Source organism: Desulfonatronospira sp. (assembly GCA_003563255.1).
Lineage (GTDB): Bacteria > Desulfobacterota > Desulfovibrionia > Desulfovibrionales > Desulfonatronovibrionaceae > Desulfonatronospira.
Genome location: PWSL01000285.1, coordinates 1 through 24487, shown reverse-complemented (window position 1 = coordinate 24487; position 24487 = coordinate 1). Strand labels below are relative to the sequence as shown.

The window sequence follows — 24487 nt, the reverse complement described above, 5'->3', positions numbered from 1 at the left end:
TTTGGCACGGGCAACTTCGTTGCACATCCCAGTGAAACCAGCTACGCTGAAACTACGTTTGTTTCACGGGACAGGCGGGCGGCTTTGCCGCTCACGGTTGAAGAGTGGTGCCTGTCCTGCAGGGTGTCTCGCCTGCCAGGCTGCCTGGGCTCTTTATTCTTTTCTTGTTCCCAGGCTCCAGCCTGGGGACATCGCTTTTTTGTAGCTGCAGCCACATTTTTTAAGAAACGGCTGGTGCCGCAAGAACTAAGCTCCCCAAGGCTGGAGCCCGGGAACGAGAGGTAACCAGGAACGAAGAACCAGGCACCACGAACCGATTTTAACGACCAACATGTTGTTCCGAAATTTGTACTAAGCGCCGAATAATTTATAATTACAAAAAACTTTTGACTGTCCAGTTATCAAGTTCAGACACTGAGACTGACTCCAATGGGATCTTCAGAGATGGGCAATGTTCGCAAGCAAATCGCCCGGAGACAATATGGATAAGACAGTAAAACCCTGCAGTACTTTTTATGATTACAGCATGGAAGAGATGCAGGAGATATTTAACGCCGCTCCAGTGGGTATCTTTCAATCTACCCCGCTGGGGAGGTATTTAAAGGTCAACCCTGAAATGGCGCGGATGTACGGCTACCCTTCCCAGGAGGTCATGCTGGCGCAGGTTACTGATATTGCAACCCAAGTATATGCAGACCCCGGCGAAAGGGCGAGGTATAAACAACTGCTGGAAACCCATGGGGAGGTTTCCAATTTTGAAAGTCTGCACAAACGCCTGGACGGTTCCACTTTCTGGATCTCCATGAATGTCCGGGTCATGACAAGTAAAGCAAGTGGGGAGAAATATTATCAGGGATTTATTTCCGATATAAGCCGGCGAAAAGATTCTCAGCAGGAGGTCTTGCGCCAGTTTCAGATGCAGAGTACTCTTCTAAGCGCCCTGGGAGAAGGGGTATACGGTGTCGACAGTGAGGGGATATGTACCTTTGTTAATCCTGCCGCAGTTGAAATACTCGGGTTTTCAGAAGAAGAACTTCTGCAGAAGAATCAGCATCTTCTCTTTCATCACCACTATCCGGACGGCAGGGTTTACCCTGTCCAGGAGTGCCCTGTATTCAAGACACTTCAAGACGGGCAACCAAGGCACAGAGAAGATATTTTTTTTAGAAAAGACGGCCGCATATTTCCAGTATGGCTGAATGTCACCCCGATTTTTATAGACAATCAGCAATCAGGGGCGGTGGTTGTTTTCCAGGATATTTCCCAGCTCAAGAATTACCAGGAAACCCTGAAGGTAATAGCAGAGAGCGGCGCTAGAAACGATGAGGATATTTTCCGGTTCCTGGTCAGGTATCTGGCTGTTTCCCAGCAGAAAAGGTTTGCCCTTGTTGCGGTGGTGGAAAGACATGACCCGGAAATTGCCAGGACCATAGCGGTCTGGGACAGTGACCATTTTGAAGACAACTTTTCATACCATCTCAAAGGTACACCGTGTGCAAACCTGGTGAACAGGCAAACATGCTTTTTCCAAAACGATGTGCAGAAAGCCTTTCCCAATGATCATCTGCTCACAGAAGTAAATGCCCACAGTTACTGGGGAACACCTCTGCGGGACAGCGAAGGCAATGTTTGCGGCATTATGGCCCTGATGGACGACAAACCCATGCAGGAGGATCCCCAGACTCATTCCCTGCTGAGGATTTTTGCAGTCCGTGCCGCTGCTGAACTGGAAGCACGGCATGCCAGAGAAAAACACAGGATACTTTTCGAGACCATGTCTCAGGGGGTGGTCTATCAGGATGCAGGTGGCAGTATCATAGAGGCAAATCCGGCGGCTCTGGAGATACTGGGGCTGTCGCTGGATCAGATGCAGGGGCGGACGTCCATGGATCCTGAGTGGCATGCGTTGCAAGAGGACGGGACCCCTTTTCCCGGTCATGAACATCCGGCCATGCTGGCTTTGAAGACCGGCCGGAAAGTTAACATGGTGGTCATGGGAGTATACAACACCGTTCAGCAGGATTACAGATGGATAGTCATTAATGCAGTCCCTCTTTTTCGCCCGGGCTCTGAAACCCCGCACATGGTTTACACCTCTTTTCAGGATATTACCAAGCTGAAAAACACACAAAAAGAACTGGTCCAGGCCAAACAGGCCGCAGAAGAGGCCAGCCAGGCCAAAAGCGAGTTCCTGGCCAATATGAGCCACGAGATCCGCACCCCCCTCAACGGTGTCATCGGAATGACAGAGCACCTGCTGGATTCCGGGTTGAGTAAAGAGCAAGAGGGGGTCGCCAGGGTCATAAAGTCGAGCGGCGAGACTCTTTTTGGACTGATAAACGATATCCTGGATTTTTCCAAGATCGAGGCCGGCAAACTTGAAATATCCCACAATGATTTCAACCTGCACCGGGTGGTGGAAGATATCTGCAGGGATATGGCTCTGCGGGCCGAGCACAAGGGCCTTCAGTTTCATTGCCACCTGTCCAGTGATCTGCCTTCCTGTGTGTGTGGAGATGACCTGCGATTGATGCAGGTGTTATCCAATCTCACCGGCAATGCCCTGAAATTTACCGATCAAGGGCAAATCAGGCTGAACGTATCTCTGAAATACCAGATAGAACAAGAATACCTGATTTATTTCGAGGTTCTGGATACCGGGGTTGGAATAGAAACCGACAAGGTCGACCGGCTTTTTGACAAATTTTCCCAGGTAGACAGCAGTTCTTCCAGGAGGCAGGGGGGTACAGGGCTTGGCCTGGCTATTTCCAGGCAACTTGTAAATCTCATGGGTGGAGAAATCGGTGTTGAAAGTACTCCAGGCAAGGGTTCCAGGTTTTGGTTTACCGTTGTGTTGTACCGCGATATGTTTCAATGTGAACAGGGTGAACGAGATGATAGCCCAGACGCAGTACATAATAAGCATGCAGACAGGCCGGGCAGGATACTTTTGGCTGAAGACAACCAGGTAAACCGCATGGTGGTTGGAAAGATACTGGACAAGCTGGGCCATGAGGCGGTCTTTGCCCAGGATGGCATAGAGGCGCTGGAGGTTTTTAAAAACGGTGGGGTGGATCTGGTGCTCATGGACATCCAGATGCCCGGCATGGACGGTCTGGAAGCGGCAAGGCAGATAAGAAAACTGGAGAAAGAAATGCACTCCGACATCGCAGTCCTTGAGAGAGATTCTGGAGGCACTGGATTCAGGATCCCTATAATAGCATTGACGGCTCATGCCATGAAGGACGATAAGGACAAGTGTCTGGATGCCGGTATGGATGATTACATTACCAAGCCGGTTAGAAGTCAGACCCTGCAGCAAAAGATCCACCAGTGGCTGTCTTTGCTCGAGTCACCCCGGAAGGAGCTGGAAAACCAGGATATGCGTGCATCAAATCAAGGCTTATCCGGAGGTTCTGTTGCTGCGTCTGAACAGACAGTTACTTTTTTTGACCGGGCAGCCCTCATGGAAAGACTGGATGGAGATATAGAGCTTGCAGCGGAAATCATGACGGCCTTTCTGCAGACAGTTCCAGATCAAATAAGAATCATCCAGGAGGAGGCAGAGGCAGGCATAGACAACAGGGGGCGGAAGACGGCCCATGCTATTAAAGGCACCTCGGGCAATACAGGCTGCATGCCGTTGTCTGAAACTGCAGCCCGGCTGGAGCAGCTTTTCAGGGATAACGATGTTAAGCAATTGCCGGAACAGGTTAAAATTTTGCAGGCAAGGTTTGAGAATACCAGGCAGGAGATAGAGAGTTTTTTACGGGAACAGGAGTAACACTACAGCGACACTTTTTTAGAAGGAAAGCAGGGGACAGGCACCCCGCACTTATTTTTCAGTAATGATCTTCACATCAGCTAAAAATAAGTGCGGGGAGAGCCAGTCCTCCTCCGGGCTGTATGCCTCCGGGCAGGAAGCCGTGCCACATGCAAAGCGCTAAACAGATACCTCAGATAAATCTTCCCAGCACAATCCCCAGATAAAGAGCAAAAAAGCCCAGGATGTTCTGTCCCAGAATGTTCAGGCCCAGTTTGAACCACTGAGTGTCCTGAATCAGGGCCGAGCACTCAAAGATGTAGGTGGAAAAGGTGGTGAATGCCCCCATAAACCCCACTAGAACAACGATGCGCAAATGAGCCGGTAAAATTCCTCGTTCCAGAATCATTATCCAGAAAAGGCCGAACAGAAAACATCCCAGGATGTTCACCGCCCAGGTACCCCAGGGAAAGCCGGGTCCAAGAATGGTGTGCATGGCTACTGACAGCCAGTATCTAAGAAGCGTTCCACAGGCCCCGGCCACCGCCAGCAACAATATCTTGTTCATGACATTATTTCCACAAAAAAGCCACGCTCAAGGCGTGGCTGATAATATACAAAACCGCCACATTTTCAGAAATAACAGGAGTCATCAGCATCACGGCGGTTACCAGGGGGAACTCCATCCCCTTCATGGAACTACATATCCTCAAGAAGTGCCCAGAGTCAATTCTTTAATGGTAACGATTACAATATATAGAAAGAACATAATCAGAATAATCGGCGCCGGATATTGGCGAAGGAAAAAAAATTTATGAAAGAGAAAATCAAGTACACGGACGAACCAATGGGGAAGGTCAAGGTCGTCTCTGACTTTCTTCCATCGCCGGAAGAGCTTGCTTTAAAAGATGAAACCATTAAGGTCACAATTACTCTGAGCAAAACGAGTGTGGATTTTTTTAAGAAGGAAGCAAAAAAATATAATACCCAATATCAAAAAATGATTCGCAGACTTCTCGATGAATATACCGCCCATCAATAAACCTTACATTACCATGGAATGAGAAACAGCAGCTTCGTTTCGTTGTAACCATTCAGGGGGGCAGATACCGGCCAGGAGGACAGTCCCGCACTTATTTTTTTCTGATGAACAATTTACAGATGCGAGAGTTAGAAAAATAAGTGCGGGACAGTCCCCTGGCCTAATGCCATGAGTCACCACCGAGGACCCCCTGATGGGATGTGCCGTCCTGTGGTGCTATATTTCTGCTATATATTCCTCCTTATCGATCTTGAAGCTCAAAATATCAAGTACATTGTTATATTTTTCCAGCAGGTCCGATTCGTCCTTGCCTCCGATGATGATATTGGCCAGTTCGTAACTGTAGCTGTCCTGCAGGGCCAGAAGCTCCGAGAGTCTGTCGCCCTGTTTAACCATAATTTTAACCTTTGTGTCTGGAAACATTTCCTGCACTTTTTTAATCTGTTCCGGTCCAGGAGCCTGGACCACCACCCCCTGTTCAAAGGTTCTGACCATAAAATTGCCGGCAGCGGTGAAGGCCCCCTTTCTTTCCATAACCCGGGGCTTTCTGCCCAGACAGAGGTCCAGCATGATGGAAAGATGAGAATAGCCGTGGACTTTGGCGAAAAGGTCAGTGTGCGCCTGGGATATTCTGGGGTTTATCTCCAGGAGATAGACCTGTCCTGAGGTCTGGTGATAAAAAAACTCCATGTTGAAGGCTGAATTGTCCAGACCTATATGGGTGATGACCTTTCTGGCTATGTCCATGATCCTGTGTTGGATCTCCAGGGGCAGAATAGAGGGGTACTGGTACCTGGCAAATGAAGAACTCATTATTTCCTGAATGGAATCCACGATCCCGTAGCCCACCACTTGTCCATTGCAGCAGTAGCCTTCCAGTGTACACTGCAGACCCCCAATGGGTGATTCAGCCAGGCAGTTTTCCTGCATGTAGGCCATTTCGTAGGGTATCTCGGCGTAGTTCTGCATAAGGTATTTAAACGGTTCTCCCATGAAGCCGATGTCTTTTTTGATTTTGTCCACGGCTTCCTCAAACTGGCTTTCATCGCTGACCCGGAAGGACAGAAAAGACTTGAAGGACTTTATGGGCTTGATCCAGAAAGGCGGCAGGACCTGGATTTTTTCATACGCCCTGGAATCAAAGGGATTAAAGGCCTGAAAACTCGGGATGTGTTCCGGAATGATTTCTTTCTGTTCCAGCCTGCTCCAGTACTTGTGTTCACATTTGATAACGCTTTCCAGGGTGGGGCCGGGCAGGTTGAAGCGCCTGGCAAGTATGGGCACAAGTTCTGTGCCGGGAAAATCATAATAGGTAGCTACTCCGTCCACCGAACCTTCAAAAGCCTCCATCCTGGACACAGCTTTGTCTATAAGGTGCTGCATATCATAGGACTGGACATTTCTTATGTCAGAGATATCCAGGGCAGCGTGAAATTCACACTCAGATGCCTGGGGGAGCTGCTGCAGAAGTTGTTTGTTGAATTCGTCCAAACCGACAATAAAAATATTCTTTTTAGGCATGAAAATGTCTCCGGATAAGCTTAGCTTGAGGGGTTGAAGGTGTTATTCTGGAAAAGGCAGGTAAAATGCCATGAAAGAGGAAAACCTAAACCAGTTCCCTGGGTATGTCTTCATCCCAGCTTTTGCTGAAAATCCTGGCGTCTCCTTCAAAAGCGTCCAGGGTGGCTGTGATTTTAAAATGTGTTCTGGTGGAGGTCAGTACCGTCCTGGTTATGGTTGACAGTTCCAGGCCGTCTCTTTGAAAGCTTCTCCTGGAAACCACCTCTCCCCGCACTGTATCGTAGTTGTTGCTGGAGTAGGAGAAAGTTTCGTGGACATCCTTCTGTATGGCGAGGTTGATGGGTTCCAGTAGTATTTTGGGGTCGTTGTTGACTACGTTTACCTTGACTGTATTGTCGGCCAAGTTGTGCGTCACGGTCCATTCCCTTTTTGCCGGTACCAGAAGGGTTGTCTTTATGCCCTCCAGGGCAGGCGGAGGATCAAAAGGGGCAAGGGTTTGATCCAGTGTTGAGGGATTTCTTACAGGCAGGACAAGTCTGGAGCTGTCCGGATAAAGTGAGATTTTTACCGGTTCTGGAGAAGGCCAGGCCACTGGCCAGTAAGAGGTGGATATCGAGAGCCTGATCCTGTGTCCGGCGGGAAAGCTCTGGGCGATAAAGTTCATGGGAACCCTGACCAGGTATTTTTGATCCGGCTCCAGTTCTTCCGGGGATTCATGGCTGTTCCTGTGAGTCAGGTTCAGCAGGCCGAAGGTAACCCTTGTGCCTCGGCCGTCCTTGCCGATGTCCGAAAGCCTGACCGCCACCATGGCCTGGGGTTTGTTGGAAGACAGCTCCAGCAGGGCCATGGGTCTTCCCAGGATCTCGGTTCTTTTCTGCAGGGGGGGTGTCTCGAAGACCAGGGCTCCGCCGTCTTCCTCGCGCTGGTCCCAGGGCAGATCGGTGGATTCAGAGTATGAACACCATTTGCCACCGAAAAGCCCAACACTCAAGGGGCTTTGTATCTCCATGCAGCGGTCGCGGTTATTCCTGTTGGGCTGGGTTTCCAGTCCGTAAGAGGTGATGCACAGTTCCAGGCTTTTGATGTCGGGTGAGGGCCATTTATCTTCCGCCACCCACCTCCCGGGCCTTTCGGAAACCAGGGGAGAAACCGTATCCTGCATCCAGACCCGCAACGGTGGTTCGTCCATGATGCTGGTTTCAACGCCTTTCAGCCATTTGTCCCACCACCTGAGGCATTCCCCGGGAAAATCGATTTCCGGACCCAGTTCGACCATGTGTGGGTACTTATGTCCCCAGGGTCCCACAAGGCCCTTGACCGGAGATGAAAGGTTCTCAAGCAGCCTGAAAACAGGGTTGGAATAGCCGTCAGCCCAGCCGCTGACAGCGAATACAGGCACCTGAATGGCGCTGTAATCCTCGCAGATTGATGCGTGTTTCCAGTAGGAGTCCTTCTTCTGGTGGCCAAGCCAGTTTTTCAGCCACAGCCCGCTTCCCTCCAGCCTTTCCATCCACATGTCCTTCCATTTTTCTCCGGCTATTAGCGGGTCAGGAGGACAGGAATTGTAGGCGAACATGGTGGAGGCCCAGGAGAGCTGGTCAGTAAGCAGGCAGCCTCCCATGTAGTGGATGTCGTCGGCATACCTGTCGTCCGAGGAGCAGACCGAGATTACGGCTTTGAGCTGGGGAGGCTGCAGGGCGGCGATCTGCAGAGCATTGAATCCGCCCCAGGAAATGCCCATCATGCCAATGCGGCCATTGCACCAGGGCTGAGAAGCAATCCAGGTCAGGATCTCCATCCCGTCGTCGAGTTCCTGTTTAAGGTATTCATCCCTGAGCACTCCTTCTGAGTCACCGCTTCCACGCAGATCCGCCCGGATACAGACGTAGCCGTGTTCAGCAAAAAAACCGTGTATCTGGGAATCACGCCTGGCCTTAATGTCTCTTTTTCTGTAGGGGATGTACTCCAGGATGGCTGGTACGGGGTTTTTTTCAGCTGATACAGGCAGCCATATCTTGGCTGCTATCCTGCAGCCGTCACTCATGGGGATCCACTGGTTTTCAATTACATGGATTTTACTTGTCTTATTCAATCAGGTACACCCAGTATTGCCGGTTTTCTTGGCAAAGTTTTAACGGTTTAGCCCTTTTCTATGGAAAGCAGGGGACAGGCACCCCCGCACTTATTTTTCAGTAATGATCTTCACATCAGCAAAAAATTAGTGCGGGGAGAGCCAGTCCCCGTGCCACCTGCAAATGGCTAAACTGTTACGCAAAGTTCAATATATTCGGATACAATGAAATTTTCATTATTACTTAAGTAAATGCGTTTCTCATTTTAAGCGCATACTTTTTTTTGTCAAGCAGAACCCCGTGAATTCATGGTTAAAAATTGATAAGATTATAATAGATGATGTGACTGCAAAAAGTCATTTTTGCAGTCACAGACGTCACAGACGTCAGAGATCAGACGTCAGATGTCAGTAAAATCAAATATTTATGTAGATTGTTGAGTAACTTCTCAATAACTCCGGGCAGTATTCCTGGATACCGGCTTCCGCCGGTATGACATCACAATGCAACGACCTGTTTTCATTCGTCATTCCAGCGAAAGCCGGAATCCAGGTATTTTCTTAGTGTAAGATCGCCCAGAATTATTGAGAAGTTACGGATTGTTGATTTCTGAATTATTCATTTTCTCGACTTTTTGCAGGTGCATCATAGATTGCAATCAATAAAGCAGAGCCGGCCATGGTTGATTTTCCAGCAAAAAGTCGGTTTTTCAGGCGCATCATGCTTGCCAAGCAAAGAGGTGACCTGATATGAAATGCCTATTCAGGAATAAGGAGGAAGTTGAATGGACGAAAATAAGGACGAATATATTCTCAGACTCAAGGTCAAGATGGACGAATTAAACAAGGACCTGGACAAGTTGACGGAGGAAGCCGCTCAGGCCGAGGGAGAACTCAAGGACGAATATCAGCAGCAGATGCTGGAGTTGCGTAAAAAGCTCAAAGAACTGGAAAGCAAATTGTCAAACGTCCGGGATAAGGATGAGTCAGGCTGGGAGGACCTGAAACAGGGCATGGAAAAATCCTGGTCGGCGTGGAAAAAGAGTTTTTCCAAAGCCAAAGAAGAGTTTGAACGGGCTTACAGGGAAGGACCCAAGAAATAACCCTGGTCGTGGAATCTTCCTGGTCCGGTCGCTCTGTGCCCCGGACCAGGAAAATTTTTTGCGGTGCTATCTGAAACGCTCCCATACTGCATGCAACTGCCGGCCTTGCCCGGAAATCATTATTAACCAGCCGGTGATCAGGTCATTACTGAATGGCGTGCAGAAAGTCCCGCAACCTCTCTGTGGGAGGGTTTTCATATAGTTCCCTGGGATCACCATCGTGAATAATGCGGCCATCATCCATAAAGATCAGCCGGTTGCCTACGTTGAGGGCAAATCGAATCTCGTGGGATACCACTATCATGGTCATGCCTTCTTATGCAAGGGAGCGCATCACTGAGAGAACTTCACCTTTGAGTTCCGGATCCAAAGCAGAGGTAGGCTCGTCAAACAGCATGAGCTTGGGTTTAACAGCCAGAGCCCTGGCAATGGCGACGCGCTGCTGCTGCCCTCCTGAGAGCTGGAAAGGGTGATAAGTGGCCCTTTCAGCCAGTCCCACCTTTTTTAATAGCTCCATGGCCAGTTCATTAGCTTCTTTTTTGGGGATTCCTCTGACCTTCCTGGGACCGAATGCCACATTTTGCAAAGCGGTCATTTGAGGAAACAGGTTGAACTGCTGGAAAACCATGCCGGCTTCCTGTCGAATATGTCGAATATCCGTATCAGGATCTATAACGCTTTTGCCGTCCACCAGGAGATCTCCGGAGGTGATGGTTTCCAGGACATTGAAGCACCGCAACAGGGTTGATTTGCCGGAACCCGAAGGACCCAGGACAACCACAACTTCGCCGGCATCTATGGACAGGTCGATATCATGCAGGACTTTGGCCTCTCCAAAGCTTTTGCATACTTTTTTACATTCAACGATTTTCATATTATCTTCATTCTCCGTTCCAGCCAGCGCAGGGAAAGCGCCAGCACAGTGGTCAGAAGCAGATATATAATTGCAACTGCAGTCCATACTTCCAACGCCCTGAATGATGAAGCCATTATTTCCTGGCCCTGGCGGGTCAACTCGCCGACTCCTATGACAATAAACAGTGAAGTGTCTTTCAGTCCGATGATGAACTGATTGCCCAGGGGAGGAATCATTCTTCGAAAAGCCAGGGGGCCCACAACATATCCTGTAACCTGAATCCTGGAAAGACCCAGGGCCAGTCCTGCATCCACCAGCCCCTTGCTGATGGACAGGACTGCCCCTCTGACTATCTCGGAAATATAGGCCCCGGCGTTTATGGCCAGGACAAGAATAGCGGCATATACTCCGGTCATGCGGATACCCATGGCCAGCGGCAGAGCAAAGTAGACGAACATGGCCTGCACCACTATCGGGGTCCCCCTGATGATCCATACATAGGTGGCTCCAATCCAGCGGAGAAAAGGTATCCTGTAAGCCATTATAAGACCGGTGACCACTCCAAGCACAACTCCCCCCAGAAGTCCGTAAACCGTAATGTGGATAGTCAGCCTTACTCCCTTCATCAACTGAGGAAGGGTGGAAAGAACAAAATCGTATTGAAAATCCATAAGTCAACCTTAATGTAAGATTGTTTAGCGCTTTTAAGGAAAGCAGGGGACAGGCACTCCCGCACTTTTTTTTGCTGATGTGAAGATCATTACTGAAAAATAAGTGCGGGGAGAGCCAGTCCCCATGCCACATCACAAAGCGCTAAACAGATACAGTATTAAAAAGATGCGAGTGCAAAAAGTCATATTGCCAGTCGCAGTAGTCAGTGGCCAGTAGTCAGTAGTCAGTAGTCAGAAAAAATGTAAAAGTTTAGCCCTTTTTTAAAGGAAAGCAGGGGACAGGCACCCCCGCATTTATTTTGCTGATGTGAAGATCATTACTGAAAAATAAGTGCGGGGAGAGCCAGTCCCCATGCCACATCCAAAGCGCTAAACAGATACGGTATTAAAAAGATGCGAGTGCAAAAAGTCATATTGCCAGTCGCAGTAGTCAGTAAAAACAAAAAGTGAGCTGATCCATATGTAACCATTCAGGGGATGCCGAAACCGGTGAGGAGAGAAGCCCCGCAGGAGGTTTAACCTGCGGGGCAGGAAATTATCTGGGGTTGGGGTCTGTGCCGAACCACTTCCTGTATATCTCGGCGTATTCACCCGAGTCCACCAGTTCCAGAAAGGCGACATTTACGTCATTTCGCAGTTCGCTTCCAAGGGGAAAGCCTATGCCGTAGGACTGGGACTGCATGCGTGGGCCCACGGCCTTTACCTGTCCGTCACCGGCTGTCTGGATATAGTACATCACATTCGGGGTGTCATGCATGGCTGCGTCCACACGTCCAGCGCGGACCTCCATATAAGCAGCCTCAATGTTGGGAAACATGACGATATCTGCAGGATTGAGCCTGGGGGCATGGTCTGCGCTGGTGGTGCCTGTGCGAACAGCAATGGTCCTGCCTTCTATGTCTTCAGGACCCTGGATTTCGTCATTGTCTTTCATTACCATGATACTAAGACCGCTGTCGTAGTAGGGGTGGGAGAAGTCAACTACTTTTTCGCGTGCGGCAGTAATGGTGATCCCTGCCAGAGCGGCATCCACGCTGCCCGTCTGCAGAGCTGGAACAATGCCGGAAAAATCCATGGGCTGAAGCTCATACTCTACCCCGATTCTTTCTGCAATGGCATCCCAGAGATCAATATCGAATCCAATATAATCTCCTGTATCGGGGCACCTGAACTCGAAAGGCACAAATGCCGTATCAACAGCAACAGTAAGTTTTTTAGCATGTACTTGTCCTGCAAACATGCTCATGAACAAAAAGACGCCTAAAATAAGACTTGAAATAAAACCTTTTTTTTTCATCGATACCTCCATAAATTAAAAAATAAAACTAAACTTCCATTACAGCATCTGTTCAACGGTTATGTCGCATGATGCCTGACTTTCCCCGCACTTTTTTCAAATATTCTGCAGCCTTTCTGCCATAAAATCAGTGCGGAGGTGCCTGTCCCCTCCCTCCAGTACAATCCTGTGCTGTTTATCCCAGGGCCGAGTAATTGTCAATCGCCAATGCCGGATATATGTTCAGCCGGAATAATCGTATATATTCAGAGCGTTTAATTCTGTGCAGGTTCACACAACTTAGCGTTTGTGTATCTGTTTAGCGCTTATAAAGAAAGCAGGAGACAGGCACCCCCGCACTTATTTTTAGCTGATGTGAAGATCATTACTGAAAAATAAGTCCGGGGAGAGCCAGTCCCCATGCCACATCCAATAAAAAGGTCTCGCGGGGACTGTCCCCGGGCCGGATACGGCACCCCATGAATGCTTACTAAAAAATCAGGGTCCTTAAAAGAGAAACACATATCAGACCTGTCAGCAGGGATATGATCAGGTTGCGGGTAAGAATAGCTGCTGCCGCGGTTGAGCCTGCAGCAATAAACTCAGCCGGGCCTTTGTCCACAAGGCTGGGAACAATTATGGCCACCAGGATTGAAGCCGGCACATGATTCAAAAAAGCTTGCAGGCGCTGGGTAGGAGCGATTCTGCTGATGATAAAAAGACCCCCGGCCCGGGTAATATAGGTGGCCGCGGTCATGAGTACTATGGCCGCGGCAAAGATGAATCCGCTGCTTTCAAGCATCCTTTATGGCTCCAGCGATTCCTCCGGCCAGTCCGCCAAGGATGATATACCACTTCCCGGGCAGAAGCAGAAAAACAATCCAGGCCACCATACCTGCAATCAGCCATACCGGTACCTGAGATTTTCCTTTCCAGAAAAATATAAGTAGAGCTATAAATACCGCTGTAAAGGCAAAGTCAAGGCCAAGAACAGCCGGGTCAGCAAAAAGTCTGTCCACCAGGGTAAACATGGTGGCTCCAAGACCTGTGGCACTGTTCCAGAAAAAGTAGATGCACAGTCCCGAGCCCAGAAAAAACCCCGCGTCCTTATTGCCAGAAGCCATTTCTTTCACTGAAAGTGCCCAGGACTCATCTGTCATAAAGAAAAGACTGAAATACGTTTTGCCGGGAGGAAGACGAACCAGCCAGTCCCGCATGGCAGCACCCATGAGCAGGTGCCTCATGTTAACCGCAAATACTGTAACGGTAAGTGCAAGGACGGGTAGTTGCGTGGCCCATAGTTCCAGGGCCATGAGCTGGGATGCGCCCGCAAATACTGTCAGGCTCATTATCTGTGCCTGCAGGGGGCTCATGCCGGCCTGGACCGCCAGAACCCCGAAAACCAGGCCATAAGCGAACACGCCCAGACCCAGAGGGATGCACTTAATAAAACCCTGGAGCATTCCTTTGCGGGTGAAAACAATCTGAGTGCTGTCTTTATCCTCTGTGGAAGTCTTCATTTTTTCCCTGACATGAAATAATACTAACGCGAACTACACCCGCAACCCAGGTGCGGGATGGTCCTCAGGCCGGGATCAAGGAACCACCATAGAGTACCAACTGAATGGTTACTTTACTTCTTGCCTGCCCCGGATATATCTGCCAAAAGGTACTGGTTTTGGTTTCTTCTGCCAACAGGTTTTTATTCATCGCAAAATTTTGCAACAAGGATGTCATTCCAGAATGAAAAGTTTCATGCGCAACGCTCTCAATTTGAGGCAGCACAACAACGTGGTGGTCACCGGAATAGCCGGGGGCGGCAAGACTGTTTTCATTACTTCCCTCGTTTCGCATCTCATGGAATTCGGCCAGGGTCATTTTCATGTGGGCAAAGGTGTGGACATCACAGACTTCAGGGAGATTCCCTCCAGGGGCGATTGGCCTCCTTATTTTACGCATTCCACCTTTCGGGAGGAACTGGCCAGGGGCAGGTGGCCGCAGAAGACCATGGATTGCTCCCAGTACACCTGCCAGTTCCGGCGGTCGGACTGGATGCTGCATACCCAGAGGATGTCCTTTTTTGATTTTCCCGGGGAGCGCATAGCTGATGCTGCAATTGCAGCATTCAACAGCTACTCCCAGTGGTCGGACCATGTTCTGTCCCATTTCAGCAGGCACCACGACTATGCCAGGGCCGCCGGCCCTTACCTGGAATATATCCGGGGGCAAAAAATTGAAACCCAAAGGCTCCTGGCACTGTACCGGGAGACTCTGGCCCGTCTCATCCTGGCCTACAAGCCCCTAATCACCCCTTCAGTCTTCCTGCTGGACCAGCAGGGGCAGACCGCTGCACCAGGCACCGTGGAAGAAATTGCTTCCAGCAGGCCGGCCGGGCTGACTGCCGGACGTCAGTTTGCACCTCTGCCTGAAAAAGCCCGCCGGGACAACCCGGAACTGGCCAGGAAGATGTCGGTGGAATACAGGATATACCGAAAGGAAGTAGCCCTGCCGGTATTTGAAAATATTTCCCAGGCCGGCTCCCTGGTGGTCCTGGTGGACATTCCATCGCTGTTGGCCGGCGGGGTGGGGCGCTACAATGATAATCGTCAGATACTCCTGGATCTTTTTGAGATAATGCGGCCCCGCTCAGACCTGGGGACCCTGCTTTTGAGGTATTTAAAATTCTGGCAGAAGAGGTTGAACCGGGTGGCCTTTGTGGCGGCCAAGGCTGACCTGGTACACCCCATGGACATAGAGAACAGACGTCTCATTGGTCTTTTACGGATGATGACCGAGAGGGCCGGCAAGATGCTGCCCCAGGTGAAAAGCGAATGGTTTGTCTGCAGTGCCTGTCACTCCACGTTTCCGGTGAGTGGGGTGCGCAGGCTCAAGGGCAAAATAGCCAGGGACAATCCAGGCAGGGAATTCAAGGAGTACAGCGTGCCAGAACTCCCAGTGACATGGCCTGAAAACTGGTCAGCCGGTGATTATCCATTTTTCCGGGTCTACCCCGATGCACCGGAAAACTATCTCATCCCCCCCAGGCATCTGGGCCTGGACCGGGTGTTTGAATTTATTTCCTCTTAAGGAAGACAACCTTTTTTAGAAGGACTCAAGCTAACCCGGGCGGATCAGAAAGTCATGGAATACGAACTCCAGTCTGCTGCAGAGTTCCTCAATGTCCTTTTCTGCTGTCATTCTGCCCCAGGAAAATCTGATGGTGCCAAGACCGAAATACGGGTCAGCACTCATGGCCTCAAGAACCGGGCTCATACTGAGATTGTCGCCGTGACATGCAGCACCTGCAGAGGCCGCCAAGTTACAGGCGATCATGCCGGACAGGATGTCACCGGCCCTGCAGCCTGCAAAGCCTATGGACATGGTTCCTGGAAGCCTGGGAGCGTTTTGTGCGTGCAGCACAAAGTCCCTGTCTATCCTGGACAGGCCCTGTATAAATTTTTTTCCCAGAAGCTTCTGACGTCGGACTTCGGATTCAGTGTCCCTGCCTGCAAGTTCAGCAGCCTGACCCAGGCCTGCAATATAAGCGATGTTTTCGGTTCCGGAGCGAAGCCCTTTTTCCTGCCCCCCGCCGTAGAGCAAAGGTTTCAGGGTGCCGGGATCCCGGACATACAAAGCTCCTATGCCTTTGGGTGCGTACATTTTGTGACCGGCAATGCTGAGAAAGTCCACCTTGAGATCTTTGACATCAACCGGTATCTTGCCTACAGCCTGGGCAGCATCGGTATGCACCAGGATACCTACTGGTTGCGTCCTGGATGTAATATCCGCCACAGGCTGGATAGTACCTGTTTCGTTGTTGGCCAGCATAATGCTGACCAGCTTCGTCTTGTCCGAAAGCTTCTCAAGGAGCTGGTCCGGATCTACGAGCCCGTCACTGTCCACGGATACTGTCCGGACTGTTACGCCTGTCCTTGAAAGTTCATGGGCCGGTTTTATTATCGAAGGGTGTTCAACTGCTGAAACTATCAACTCCTCATGAGGTTGCAGCACTCCCGACAAAACCTGGTTGTTGGATTCAGTAGCACAGGAGGTGAAAAATATTTGCCCTGGGTCGGCATTGATAAGCCCTGCAACTTTTTCCCTGGCAATCTCCATTGCCTTTCGGGCCTGCATTCCGTACATATGCCCGCACCCGGGATTGCCGAATTTCTGAGTGAAAAAGGGCAGCATGGCCTGAACCACGTCTTCATGCACCGGCGTGGTGGCATTATAATCAAAATATAGAGGTCTCATGGTCTTATTTCAGGCAGCAGCCTGGCAGTAAAATATTTGATTCACTTGAGAGTCAAAAGGGAAAGCAGGGGACTGGCTCTCCCCGCACTTATTTTTCAGTAATGATCTTCACATCAGCTAAAAATAAGTGCAAGAAGAGCCAGTCCCCGTGCTAAATGCATAGCGCTAAACAGATACCAAGCAGATAACCATAAACTTGAGTGATCATTATGAGAACGTGTGTAATTTGTCAACGCTGCATCAAACTCTTTTACCCGGGCCGGTATCACTACAGCGACACTTTATTTAAGCTGGAAGGGGACTGGCTCTTTTGCCGTCTGATAGTCCGGCCGTTTTACGGTTTAAGGTCGGCAAAAGTGCCTGTCCCCGGTAGCCGAGGCAATAATTAACACAAAGCTGGAAGGGGACTGGCTCTTTTGCCGATGGATAACTGTCAACTGCTCAAAAATCCCGGCGGCAAAAGAGCCAGTCCCCGGAGGTCAATAAATATGTTTCGCTGTAGTGATATGCACAGGATATATAATGATGATTAAGCAACGAAGTCCAGTTCTGGGTGATCCATTGGACCAGCCATACGGTGACCACCAGGACACAGTTGAGAAACAGCCAGCCCCTGAACAGCCGGAATCCCGGGCAACCAAAGAAAACATGACCGGCAGGGATAAAGGTATGCGGGGAAGTGATACCGGTCTGGGACAGCCTGATCCTGAACCAGGAAGTCAGCATGAGGTAAGAGACGTTTCTCCTGAGGAAATGGAAGAACTGCGCCGGGAACAGGAAAAGCTCAAGAGGCAGCTGGAAGAAAAGATGCTGGACCTGGAACGTACCGGTATCCGGATTCCCAGGGTCATTTACAGGACAGCCCTGTGGACGGCGGTATTCCTGGGGGCAGTTCTCGGGCTTTTCCTGGTCAGCCAGGGGGTCAGATTCGCCGGGCAGGTGGCTGCACTGAACATGCCCTGGAATATCCTGGCTGTATTCGGCTTTGCCCTTTTTTCGGCCATGATCCTGGTGGTGATCATCAAGCTTGCAGGAAGGTTTCTGGCCTTTCGCAGTCTATCCAAAGTGGACATAAATGCTCTGAAGATGCTGGCTCAGAGACGCAGATTCCGCTGGCTGGCCCAGCAGAAGCAGGATGAAGCCAGGGAGGTGCTGGCAGGTTATCTCAAGGATTACAAGGTAAAAGATGTTGACGCGGACACCCTGGGACTGGACAGGCAGGAGTTGGCCAGAATTGATTCTTACCGTCAGAATCTTCTGGACAGTTACGGTCACCTGGACTCAGCCACCTGGCTCAAGCAGATGGATGAAACCTTTGTCCATGCCCTGGACAGGGCCGCCAACAGAAGAATCCGCCTCTACAGCCGCAATGTGGGTCTGGGTACGGCTGCCTCGCCCATTAAGTTTATTGATCAGTTAATTGTCCTCTACGCATCCCTCAAGCTCATAAGCGAGCTTCTGCAGATCTACAACCTGCGCCCGGCCATGGGCCAGAGCCTGACCATCCTGGCCCGGTCCATTATTCAGGCCTACCTGAGCGGGATTATCGGGGAACATTCAGAGGCCGGAGTAGAGACCTTCGGGGATTATTACGAGAGCATATTCGGGGAGATATCCTTCGCCACTGGGGTTTCCGCAGCTGCCGATGCAACACGCTATGCCCTGCCCAAAGCCGGGGAAGGCGCCCTGAACGGCTTTCTGGTCTGGCGTCTGGGACGGCACGCCCGCAGGATGGTGCGGCCGATATAAAGTAGAAAAACAAGCTGATTATCCCTGAAATGTTGCAGGTTTTGCTTCAGGTGCCACGTGATATTCGATGGCAGAGGGCTTCATTACCCGTTTGGAGGCTTCCAGGATTTCCATGGAGACCAGATTGCCCGTGCTGTCATAATCCAAAATGACTCCGGGCTTGTCTTCATCACTCTCTTCAATGGTTGCTTCAGAAAATATCAGGGTCAGAGTATCAGTTTCCTGGTCATAAATTATTTTCATGCTGTTGCCTCCAATACTTTGCGATTTACAGATGCGAGCTTTAGAAAAATAAGTGCGGGACAGTCCTCTGGTCTTGTGCCGTTAGTCATCACCGAGGACACCCTGAATGGTTACATTAACCTGGTGGTATTTCAAATCAGCCCCTGTTCCCAGTTCCAGAGCCCGGGGCGGTCTTTCAGGGTGATTTTTTTGGGCAAAGGTTCTTTTAAGTGCAGAAGCAGGGAGAAGCCGGCCCGGCGCAGGTCGGATTCAAACTCGGTTAGATTGATTTCCCAGTTAGGGTAAATATAAATATTGGCATCTCGTTTGGCAGCCCAGAAGGTTTCCTTTTTGGGGCTGATAAAAGGCAGGAAAGGCCTGGCTTCCGAGGCAAAGGTCCTGGAGATGGATACCGGCCATAGCCCTTTGATGACTATCCCCACCTGGATGCAGGCCTTGTGGGCCATCTGCATGAAGTCTTCCCTGGATAGCTCGGGGCTTAGCACCGCCCCCTTAAATCCAATTTCCTGCAGTATTTTCAGCGCAGCCGGATTGGCGATGTTGGCATAAGGCCCTGCCCAGAGATTTAGTTTTTCCGGTGTCTTGAACATGTCCACCTGCCACACGGACCCCAGGACAAAATTCCGGGCGCCTTTTTTTTGTAGACCTGTTATGATTTCCTGCCACTCTTCTTCTTCCCTGGGCCAGATTACCGGGGGCAGAAAATACCAGTTGTCCCGGAGCGGGCCGGAGATCACGCCTCTTTGAGGATCCAGGCTCAAGTGAATACCCAGGGGGCCTTTTTTGCGCGGGGCAAAGCGAAAGACCTCCAGATTTAAGGCCCGGGCACTTTTCTTTTTTAGTGGTGCAGGCAACTGATATATAAACCGGCTGGCACCGGGCCTGATTTCAGGATCAAGTATTTTACTTTCCAGGTTCTGGATCAGCCCTGTCAGTTCTGTTTCCTGGCGATCTATCAGAAAAGCAGGCAAACCCGGCCTGCAGCTTCCGGGCAGGTCAAAGCGGCCTTTGCCGGGTACGGTTTTTTTGATTTTTATCAGTTTGTGGCCGGGTTCGCCTTCCTGTCCCACGCGCACCAGGTCCCCGGGTAAAAGCTGGATGGCCGGATTGATATAGCTTTTGCTGCGGCTTCCTTTGACTGCACCCAGGTGTTTTCCGGAGCCCGGCTCCCGGGCAGGGCTTAAGGGCACAAAAGGTCTCTGGGGCAAAAAGTTGTAATGAGTGCTCTTGCGGCCCAGGGCCTGCTCCAGAAGTCCCTGGGCCTCTTTTTTGGTGCCTGCATCATCAGGATTGTCGCGCAACAGCCTGTAGGCAGTGGTGGTATAAAATACGTAGTGGGCTCCCTTTTTACGGCCCTCTATTTTCCAGGCAGACAGGTTGGGCACGGTAAGCAGGGTTTTTACCAGTACATCCAGTTCCAGGTCCAGGCAGGAAAAGTAATTGCCTCGCTGTCCCTTGTAATCATAGCTCCTGCGGCAGGGCTGTACGCACCTCCCGCGCAGCCCGCTTTTGCCTCCCAGGTAGCTGCTCCACCAGCAGCGCCCGGACACACCGTAACACAGGGCTCCGTGCACGAATACTTCCAGCTGCAAAGGGCTCTTGTCCGCGGTTTTCCTGATTTCATCAATATCCAGTTCCCGGGGCAGAACAGCTCTGGATACTCCCAGGTCTGCAAGCCGGCGTTGGCCGGTGCGCGAGGTCAGAGCCCCCAGAGTGGACAGGTGCAGCTCGCATTCCAGGCCGGCCTGGCGGGCGATATCCACCAGGCCCGGATCGGAAAAGATGACCGCGTCGGGCTGGACAAAACGCTGCAGACGGTCCAGGAGACGTCCGGCCTTGTCTAACTCTTGGGGCTTTATAAGGGTGTTCAGGGCCACGTAGACCCTGACGTTTTGCTCCCCGGCCAGCTGTCTAAGGGCCGCCAGCCGGGACAGGGAAAAGTTGTCCGCCTCGGCCCGGGCCGAGAAATGCTTGAGCCCGCAGTATATTGCATCCGCTCCTGCGGCCAGGGCGGCCAGAAATGAGGCCTCCTGCCCGGCCGGGGCCAGGATTTCGGGTCTGGTCATGGTAAATGGTGGGTTAAAAGGTTTGAGGCAGTGCCTTAAGCGGCCTGTTACAGATCTGATAACAGCAAAGTACCCATGACCGCAAGTATTAGAGCCTGCAAACAGAACCGAATAAGCTATTTTACATCTTCTGCAGGTTCCTGGATTCGGCCCATGGAGGTTTTTGCGGCCTTTCAGCACTACAGCGAAAACTCAATAATTTTCCAGCCTGTCCAATTGGTGACATAAACCCTCGAAACCTGGTAACCATTCAGGGGTGGCTGGTGCCTGGGATTACCAATGAGGCCCCCCTGAATGCTTACAAAACCTGTTGTCTCTGGCTGATGAGCCTGAATCAAGGCAAGTTGACCGGGATGGTGATTGGTTCTATATTATTATATTATTTCAGATGCAGCAGCTTCAAGGAGGAAATATGATTGAAGCAAATGCCAGAGCTCTGGATTCGGAACTTATCAGACAATATCTTCCCCAGGGAAAGACCATTGAACAGCTGGAAGAGAATCTGGCCCCGGAAGCCAGGCAGGAACTGAAAGACAGGATAAAAATTCTGCTCAGGGAAAAAGACGCCGTACTGGTGGCCCATTACTATGTGTCTGCTTATCTGCAGGAGCTGGCTGCCGAGACCGGGGGGTTCACATCAGACTCCCTGGACATGGCCCGCTTCGGCAACGAACATCCAGCTTCCACCCTGGTGGTGGCCGGGGTGCGCTTTATGGGCGAGACGGCCAAAATACTCAACCCGGAAAAAAAAGTGCTTATGCCGGACCTGGACGCCACCTGCTCCCTGGACCTGGGGTGTCCGGCAGAGGAGTTTTCAGCTTTCTGTGATGTGCATCCGGACCGGAATGTGGTAGTTTACGCCAATACCAGCGCCGAGGTCAAAGCCCGCTCAGACTGGGTGGTCACCTCCAGTATAGCCGAAAAAGTGGTCAAACACCTGCATGAAAAGGGCGAAAAGATTCTCTGGGCCCCGGATAAGTATCTGGGAGATTATGTCCGGCAACAAACCGGGGCTGATCTCATATCCTGGGACGGGGCCTGTGTAGTGCACGAGGAATTCAAGGCCGAGGCCCTGAAGCAGATGCGTCTGGACATTCCAGACGCCGGAGTCCTGGTGCATCCGGAGTCGCCGCGGGAGGTCATAGAGCAGGCTGACGTGGTGGGCTCCACTACCCAGATTATCAAGGCGGCTCAGGAGTTGCCCAACAAAAAGTTCATTGTGGCTACGGACCGGGGAATCTTTCACAAAATGCGCCAGGCAGCCCCGGGCAAGGAGTTTATTCCAGCCCCCATCGCCGGGGAGACAGTGGAATGCATCGCCTGCGCCCATTGTCCCTGGATGGCCATGAACGGGCTGCAGAACCTGGCTCGAACCCTGGAAACCGGAGAAAACGAGATCCATGTTGATCCGGAAACTGGCCGCCGGGCCAGGGTGGCGGTGGAGAGGATGCTTGAATTCTCCCGCAGCTTGAAAAGTTAGTAACGTCTAAACTTCACATTTCGCGCTTGCCCAGTGAAATTTCTTTCTATTTCACCGGGGTCAAGCGCAAAGTGTGCAAATCCTGGATGCCAACGGGAAGCAGGTCATGCGTTTGGCGATATTTTCGGATATCCATGGCAATATGGAGCCCTTCAAGGAGGTCGTCAGGGATATCAGGGAACAAAGGGTGCAGGAATGCTTTTTTCTGGGAGACGCCATAAGCTATGGTCCGGAATCTGACCGCGTGGTCAGGCTTCTGCAGAGACTGGACGTTCACTGCGTGCTGGGCAATCATGAACTGGCCTTGCTTCAAACTTATGCCAGATACTATTTCAATACAACAACCAGGCAGCATTTCGCCCAGGTGGAAAGCCTCGTTTCCGAGAAGTCCAGGCGGATCATCTCCCCCTGGCCGGAATCCCGCCGGGAGCACGGCATGCTCCTGGTGCACGGCTGTCCCCCGGATTCAATAACCAGGTATCTTTTTGATCTGGAAGAATCCCATTTCTTCCGGATTTTTCAGGAAATGGATGATTCAGTCGCCTTTGTGGGACATACTCACGATCTGGAGCTGATCCAGGATGTAGATTCTGATATCAGGAGGATGGAACTGAGCAAAGGAGTCTATTTTCTTGAAGTTGGCAAGGCAGTGGTCAACGTGGGCAGCGTTGGTCAGCCCAGGGACGGGGACAACCGGGCCAAGTACGTCATCTGGGAGCCTGACACAAGGCGACTGGAGGTCCGCTTCGTGGAGTACAGCATTAAAAAGACAGCAAAGGGCATACTTAAGCGGGGTTTTCCGGAATTTTTCGCCCGGCGTCTATGGTAAATTATGCGCAGTCTGTGAGGATACCGGCTGCTAAGCCTACTTGGTAAAGGTGAAACGGCCCGGGTCTGCAAGGTCCGGGAGTGTCTGTCCCCTGCTTTTCTCTTTTAGTAGGCAGACTTGACAGTGAGGTTCATGTTCTACGTGTTCAGGCAGGCTGATTATGAGAGGAAGGTCTAACGCGGGACGTGCCTGCAACCCAAAATATTTTTCTCACGCTAAGGCGCTAAGGTCGCAAAGGAAAAAATTAACAAAAAGGAGCAGTTATGCATTTATCTCATCCAAGGCTGTCAGATATATTAGCCCAACCGCTATGAACGAGCCAGGTCCCCGCTACTGGGAGATTTTTTTCGAGGTTTACGAGACCCTGCCCCGCCAGGGCCCCGGCAACCGCGCCAGTGCCGTCAGGGCCCTTGGCCTTTGCCGCGACTTGCGGGGGTCCCCCGCGATCCTCGACCTGGGGTGCGGTGTCGGCGGACAGACCCTCCAGCTTGCCGAAATGACATTAGGTTCCATTGTGGCCGTGGACAGCCATGCGCCGAGCATTGAACAGCTGCAGGCGGTTATAGCTGAGCACGGTCTCTCGCAGCGCGTCAGAGCGATGGTCAAAGATATGGCCCGCCTGGAGCAACCACCTGGAAGTTTTGATCTTATCTGGTCCGAGGGTGCGCTCTACAGCATCGGACTGCAACACGCCCTTTACCTCTGTTATGGACTTTTGCGCCCCGGCGGCTACCTTGTCTTTACCGATGCGGTCTGGCGCAAGGAGAATGCCCCTGCCGAAGTAAAGGCCGGTTTCGACCTGGACTACCCGGACATGGGGTGGGTAGGCGATGATGTGGCAGCGATACTGAACTGTGGATTCGAGCTTGTGGGGCACTTCACGTTGCCGGATGAAGCATGGTGGGAAGATTTCTACTCACCCATGGAGGCGCGCATTGCAAGCTTACGCGGCAAGTATGCAGGAGATAATGAAGCCTCGGCCATACTGGACCAGCTCGCCCGGGAGCCTGAGTTGCACCGCCGCTATTGCGATTATTACGCCTATGAGTTCTTCGTGGCGCGGCGTCCCTTGAGCAGTCAAGGCCCGGGATGAACAAAGCTCTCAAACCAGACAGGCCAGGGACTGTCCCCCGCTAAGTTAATGATTATGCAGCTTCACAAAATTTCGTGTCTGTACTTTTTGTATTTGTGCAGGAAAAGTGTCGGGGGACTGTCCCCCTGGCCGGTACCTGCCCCCCTGAATGGTTACGTTAAACCCGTCTGCGACGGAGACCTGCGGTCTGTTGAACCGGGCAGACAGGGTGTCAGAAAGAAGTTACCAACATGTTGTTCCGAAATTTGTGCTATAAGCTTTTTCCGCCACCCTGCGCGGAAAAAGAGGCCCCTTCAGGGCAACAACCGAAAAAGGAAGGGAGCTCATACAACCACCCCCGGCCTTAAGAAGTATGGGAGTATGGGCGTATGGGAGTATGGGCGTATGGGAGTCAAAACATCTTTACACCCACACATGGATACCCCCATACCCCCATACTTTCTTCCATGGGAGGGGAGTTTACGCCGTGC

Annotated in this window: 19 protein-coding genes, 1 pseudogene and 1 riboswitch; of the genes and pseudogenes, 9 read left to right on the top strand and 11 right to left on the bottom strand. The window is 51.3% G+C overall.

Going from position 1 to position 24487, the window contains the following annotated elements; all coding sequences use genetic code 11:
- Together QZP87_RS08435 and QZP87_RS08430 are read left to right on the top strand one after the other, a co-directional pair.
- A partial coding sequence (locus tag QZP87_RS08435) for a hypothetical protein (RefSeq protein WP_291322479.1) occupies nt 1-285 on the top strand: 285 nt, incomplete at its 5' end.
- Nucleotides 286-481: 196 nt separating this feature from the next.
- Nucleotides 482-3784, top strand: coding sequence for a PAS domain S-box protein (locus tag QZP87_RS08430; protein ID WP_291322478.1), 3303 nt, complete (start codon nt 482-484; stop codon nt 3782-3784).
- A gap of 172 nt (nt 3785-3956) precedes the next feature.
- Here QZP87_RS08430 and crcB read toward each other — a convergent pair whose 3' ends face one another.
- Complete coding sequence (gene crcB / locus QZP87_RS08425) at nt 3957-4331, bottom strand: fluoride efflux transporter CrcB (RefSeq protein ID WP_291322477.1); 375 nt, start codon at nt 4329-4331, stop codon at nt 3957-3959.
- A gap of 68 nt (nt 4332-4399) precedes the next feature.
- Nucleotides 4400-4462, bottom strand: a riboswitch (Fluoride riboswitch).
- Nucleotides 4463-4577: 115 nt separating this feature from the next.
- Between crcB and QZP87_RS08420 the strand changes: the two genes are divergently transcribed.
- Nucleotides 4578-4805: a hypothetical protein gene (locus QZP87_RS08420; RefSeq protein WP_287043873.1), complete on the top strand. Its 228-nt coding sequence runs from the start codon at nt 4578-4580 to the stop codon at nt 4803-4805.
- A gap of 216 nt (nt 4806-5021) precedes the next feature.
- On the opposite strand, the gene QZP87_RS08415 is transcribed toward QZP87_RS08420, so the two are convergent.
- Both QZP87_RS08415 and QZP87_RS08410 read right to left on the bottom strand, forming a co-directional pair.
- Nucleotides 5022-6326, bottom strand: a complete 1305-nt coding sequence (locus QZP87_RS08415) for an ATP-grasp domain-containing protein (RefSeq protein ID WP_291322476.1) — start codon at nt 6324-6326, stop codon at nt 5022-5024.
- 85 nt (nt 6327-6411) lie between these two features.
- On the bottom strand, nt 6412-8418 hold the full coding sequence (locus QZP87_RS08410) for a CocE/NonD family hydrolase (RefSeq protein WP_291322475.1): 2007 nt from the start codon (nt 8416-8418) through the stop codon (nt 6412-6414).
- A 764-nt stretch (nt 8419-9182) separates the two neighbouring features.
- On the opposite strand from QZP87_RS08410, the gene QZP87_RS08405 reads away from it, so the two are divergent.
- Nucleotides 9183-9500: a hypothetical protein gene (locus tag QZP87_RS08405; RefSeq protein WP_291322474.1), complete on the top strand. Its 318-nt coding sequence runs from the start codon at nt 9183-9185 to the stop codon at nt 9498-9500.
- A 145-nt stretch (nt 9501-9645) separates the two neighbouring features.
- Here QZP87_RS08405 and glnQ read toward each other — a convergent pair.
- The 5 genes and pseudogenes from glnQ to QZP87_RS08380 all read right to left on the bottom strand — a co-directional run bounded on the left by glnQ (nt 9646) and on the right by QZP87_RS08380 (nt 13823).
- Nucleotides 9646-10374: pseudogene (gene glnQ / locus QZP87_RS08400) on the bottom strand (glutamine ABC transporter ATP-binding protein GlnQ).
- Nucleotides 10371-11027 carry a glutamine ABC transporter permease GlnP gene (glnP, locus tag QZP87_RS08395; RefSeq protein WP_291322473.1) on the bottom strand — a complete coding sequence of 219 codons (657 nt, stop codon included), beginning with the start codon at nt 11025-11027 and terminating at the stop codon, nt 10371-10373. Before glnP ends, glnQ begins: the two are co-directional and overlap by 4 nt.
- A 535-nt stretch (nt 11028-11562) precedes the next feature.
- Nucleotides 11563-12324 (bottom strand): glutamine ABC transporter substrate-binding protein GlnH, encoded by a 762-nt coding sequence (gene glnH, locus QZP87_RS08390; protein ID WP_291322472.1) that lies wholly within the window; start codon nt 12322-12324, stop codon nt 11563-11565.
- Between the two features lie 469 nt (nt 12325-12793).
- On the bottom strand, nt 12794-13105 hold the full coding sequence (locus QZP87_RS08385) for an AzlD domain-containing protein (RefSeq protein ID WP_291322471.1): 312 nt from the start codon (nt 13103-13105) through the stop codon (nt 12794-12796).
- Nucleotides 13098-13823, bottom strand: a complete 726-nt coding sequence (locus QZP87_RS08380; protein ID WP_291322470.1) for an AzlC family ABC transporter permease — start codon at nt 13821-13823, stop codon at nt 13098-13100. The genes QZP87_RS08385 and QZP87_RS08380 overlap by 8 nt, the downstream gene beginning before the upstream one ends.
- Nucleotides 13824-14046: 223 nt before the next feature.
- Here QZP87_RS08380 and QZP87_RS08375 point away from each other — a divergent pair, with 223 nt between their 5' ends.
- Complete coding sequence (locus QZP87_RS08375; protein WP_291322469.1) at nt 14047-15390, top strand: YcjX family protein; 1344 nt, start codon at nt 14047-14049, stop codon at nt 15388-15390.
- Between the two features lie 30 nt (nt 15391-15420).
- Here QZP87_RS08375 and QZP87_RS08370 read toward each other — a convergent pair whose 3' ends face one another.
- Nucleotides 15421-16557 carry a cysteine desulfurase family protein gene (locus QZP87_RS08370; protein WP_291322468.1) on the bottom strand — a complete coding sequence of 379 codons (1137 nt, stop codon included), beginning with the start codon at nt 16555-16557 and terminating at the stop codon, nt 15421-15423.
- A 522-nt stretch (nt 16558-17079) separates the two neighbouring features.
- On the opposite strand from QZP87_RS08370, the gene QZP87_RS08365 reads away from it, so the two are divergent.
- Complete coding sequence (locus QZP87_RS08365; protein WP_291322467.1) at nt 17080-18306, top strand: DUF697 domain-containing protein; 1227 nt, start codon at nt 17080-17082, stop codon at nt 18304-18306.
- 18 nt (nt 18307-18324) lie between these two features.
- Here QZP87_RS08365 and QZP87_RS08360 read toward each other — a convergent pair whose 3' ends face one another.
- Nucleotides 18325-18549, bottom strand: a complete 225-nt coding sequence (locus QZP87_RS08360; RefSeq protein ID WP_291322466.1) for a DUF2283 domain-containing protein — start codon at nt 18547-18549, stop codon at nt 18325-18327.
- A gap of 131 nt (nt 18550-18680) precedes the next feature.
- Nucleotides 18681-20615: a U32 family peptidase gene (locus QZP87_RS08355; protein WP_291322465.1), complete on the bottom strand. Its 1935-nt coding sequence runs from the start codon at nt 20613-20615 to the stop codon at nt 18681-18683.
- 412 nt (nt 20616-21027) lie between these two features.
- On the opposite strand from QZP87_RS08355, the gene nadA reads away from it, so the two are divergent.
- The 3 genes from nadA to QZP87_RS08340 all read left to right on the top strand — a co-directional run bounded on the left by nadA (nt 21028) and on the right by QZP87_RS08340 (nt 24017).
- Nucleotides 21028-22095: a quinolinate synthase NadA gene (nadA, locus tag QZP87_RS08350; protein ID WP_291322464.1), complete on the top strand. Its 1068-nt coding sequence runs from the start codon at nt 21028-21030 to the stop codon at nt 22093-22095.
- Nucleotides 22096-22201: 106 nt separating this feature from the next.
- Nucleotides 22202-22924 carry a metallophosphoesterase family protein gene (locus QZP87_RS08345; RefSeq protein ID WP_291322463.1) on the top strand — a complete coding sequence of 241 codons (723 nt, stop codon included), beginning with the start codon at nt 22202-22204 and terminating at the stop codon, nt 22922-22924.
- A gap of 310 nt (nt 22925-23234) precedes the next feature.
- Nucleotides 23235-24017, top strand: coding sequence for a class I SAM-dependent methyltransferase (locus tag QZP87_RS08340; RefSeq protein WP_291322462.1), 783 nt, complete (start codon nt 23235-23237; stop codon nt 24015-24017).
- The last annotated feature ends 470 nt before the right edge of the window (nt 24018-24487 follow it).

What these genes read in the sequence shown, in the direction of transcription:
- QZP87_RS08355 (WP_291322465.1), bottom strand. Translation starts at nt 20,615, where the DNA reads ATGACCAGACCCGAAATCCTGGCCCCGGCCGGGCAGGAGGCCTCATTT.
- QZP87_RS08340 (WP_291322462.1), top strand. Translation starts at nt 23,235, where the DNA reads ATGAACGAGCCAGGTCCCCGCTACTGGGAGATTTTTTTCGAGGTTTAC.
- QZP87_RS08345 (WP_291322463.1), top strand. Translation starts at nt 22,202, where the DNA reads ATGCGTTTGGCGATATTTTCGGATATCCATGGCAATATGGAGCCCTTC.
- QZP87_RS08365 (WP_291322467.1), top strand. Translation starts at nt 17,080, where the DNA reads ATGATGATTAAGCAACGAAGTCCAGTTCTGGGTGATCCATTGGACCAG.
- glnH (WP_291322472.1), bottom strand. Translation starts at nt 12,324, where the DNA reads ATGAAAAAAAAAGGTTTTATTTCAAGTCTTATTTTAGGCGTCTTTTTG.
- glnP (WP_291322473.1), bottom strand. Translation starts at nt 11,027, where the DNA reads ATGGATTTTCAATACGATTTTGTTCTTTCCACCCTTCCTCAGTTGATG.
- QZP87_RS08430 (WP_291322478.1), top strand. Translation starts at nt 482, where the DNA reads ATGGATAAGACAGTAAAACCCTGCAGTACTTTTTATGATTACAGCATG.
- QZP87_RS08380 (WP_291322470.1), bottom strand. Translation starts at nt 13,823, where the DNA reads ATGAAGACTTCCACAGAGGATAAAGACAGCACTCAGATTGTTTTCACC.
- nadA (WP_291322464.1), top strand. Translation starts at nt 21,028, where the DNA reads ATGATTGAAGCAAATGCCAGAGCTCTGGATTCGGAACTTATCAGACAA.
- QZP87_RS08420 (WP_287043873.1), top strand. Translation starts at nt 4,578, where the DNA reads ATGAAAGAGAAAATCAAGTACACGGACGAACCAATGGGGAAGGTCAAG.
- QZP87_RS08385 (WP_291322471.1), bottom strand. Translation starts at nt 13,105, where the DNA reads ATGCTTGAAAGCAGCGGATTCATCTTTGCCGCGGCCATAGTACTCATG.
- crcB (WP_291322477.1), bottom strand. Translation starts at nt 4,331, where the DNA reads ATGAACAAGATATTGTTGCTGGCGGTGGCCGGGGCCTGTGGAACGCTT.
- QZP87_RS08415 (WP_291322476.1), bottom strand. Translation starts at nt 6,326, where the DNA reads ATGCCTAAAAAGAATATTTTTATTGTCGGTTTGGACGAATTCAACAAA.
- QZP87_RS08375 (WP_291322469.1), top strand. Translation starts at nt 14,047, where the DNA reads ATGAAAAGTTTCATGCGCAACGCTCTCAATTTGAGGCAGCACAACAAC.
- QZP87_RS08360 (WP_291322466.1), bottom strand. Translation starts at nt 18,549, where the DNA reads ATGAAAATAATTTATGACCAGGAAACTGATACTCTGACCCTGATATTT.
- QZP87_RS08370 (WP_291322468.1), bottom strand. Translation starts at nt 16,557, where the DNA reads ATGAGACCTCTATATTTTGATTATAATGCCACCACGCCGGTGCATGAA.
- QZP87_RS08405 (WP_291322474.1), top strand. Translation starts at nt 9,183, where the DNA reads ATGGACGAAAATAAGGACGAATATATTCTCAGACTCAAGGTCAAGATG.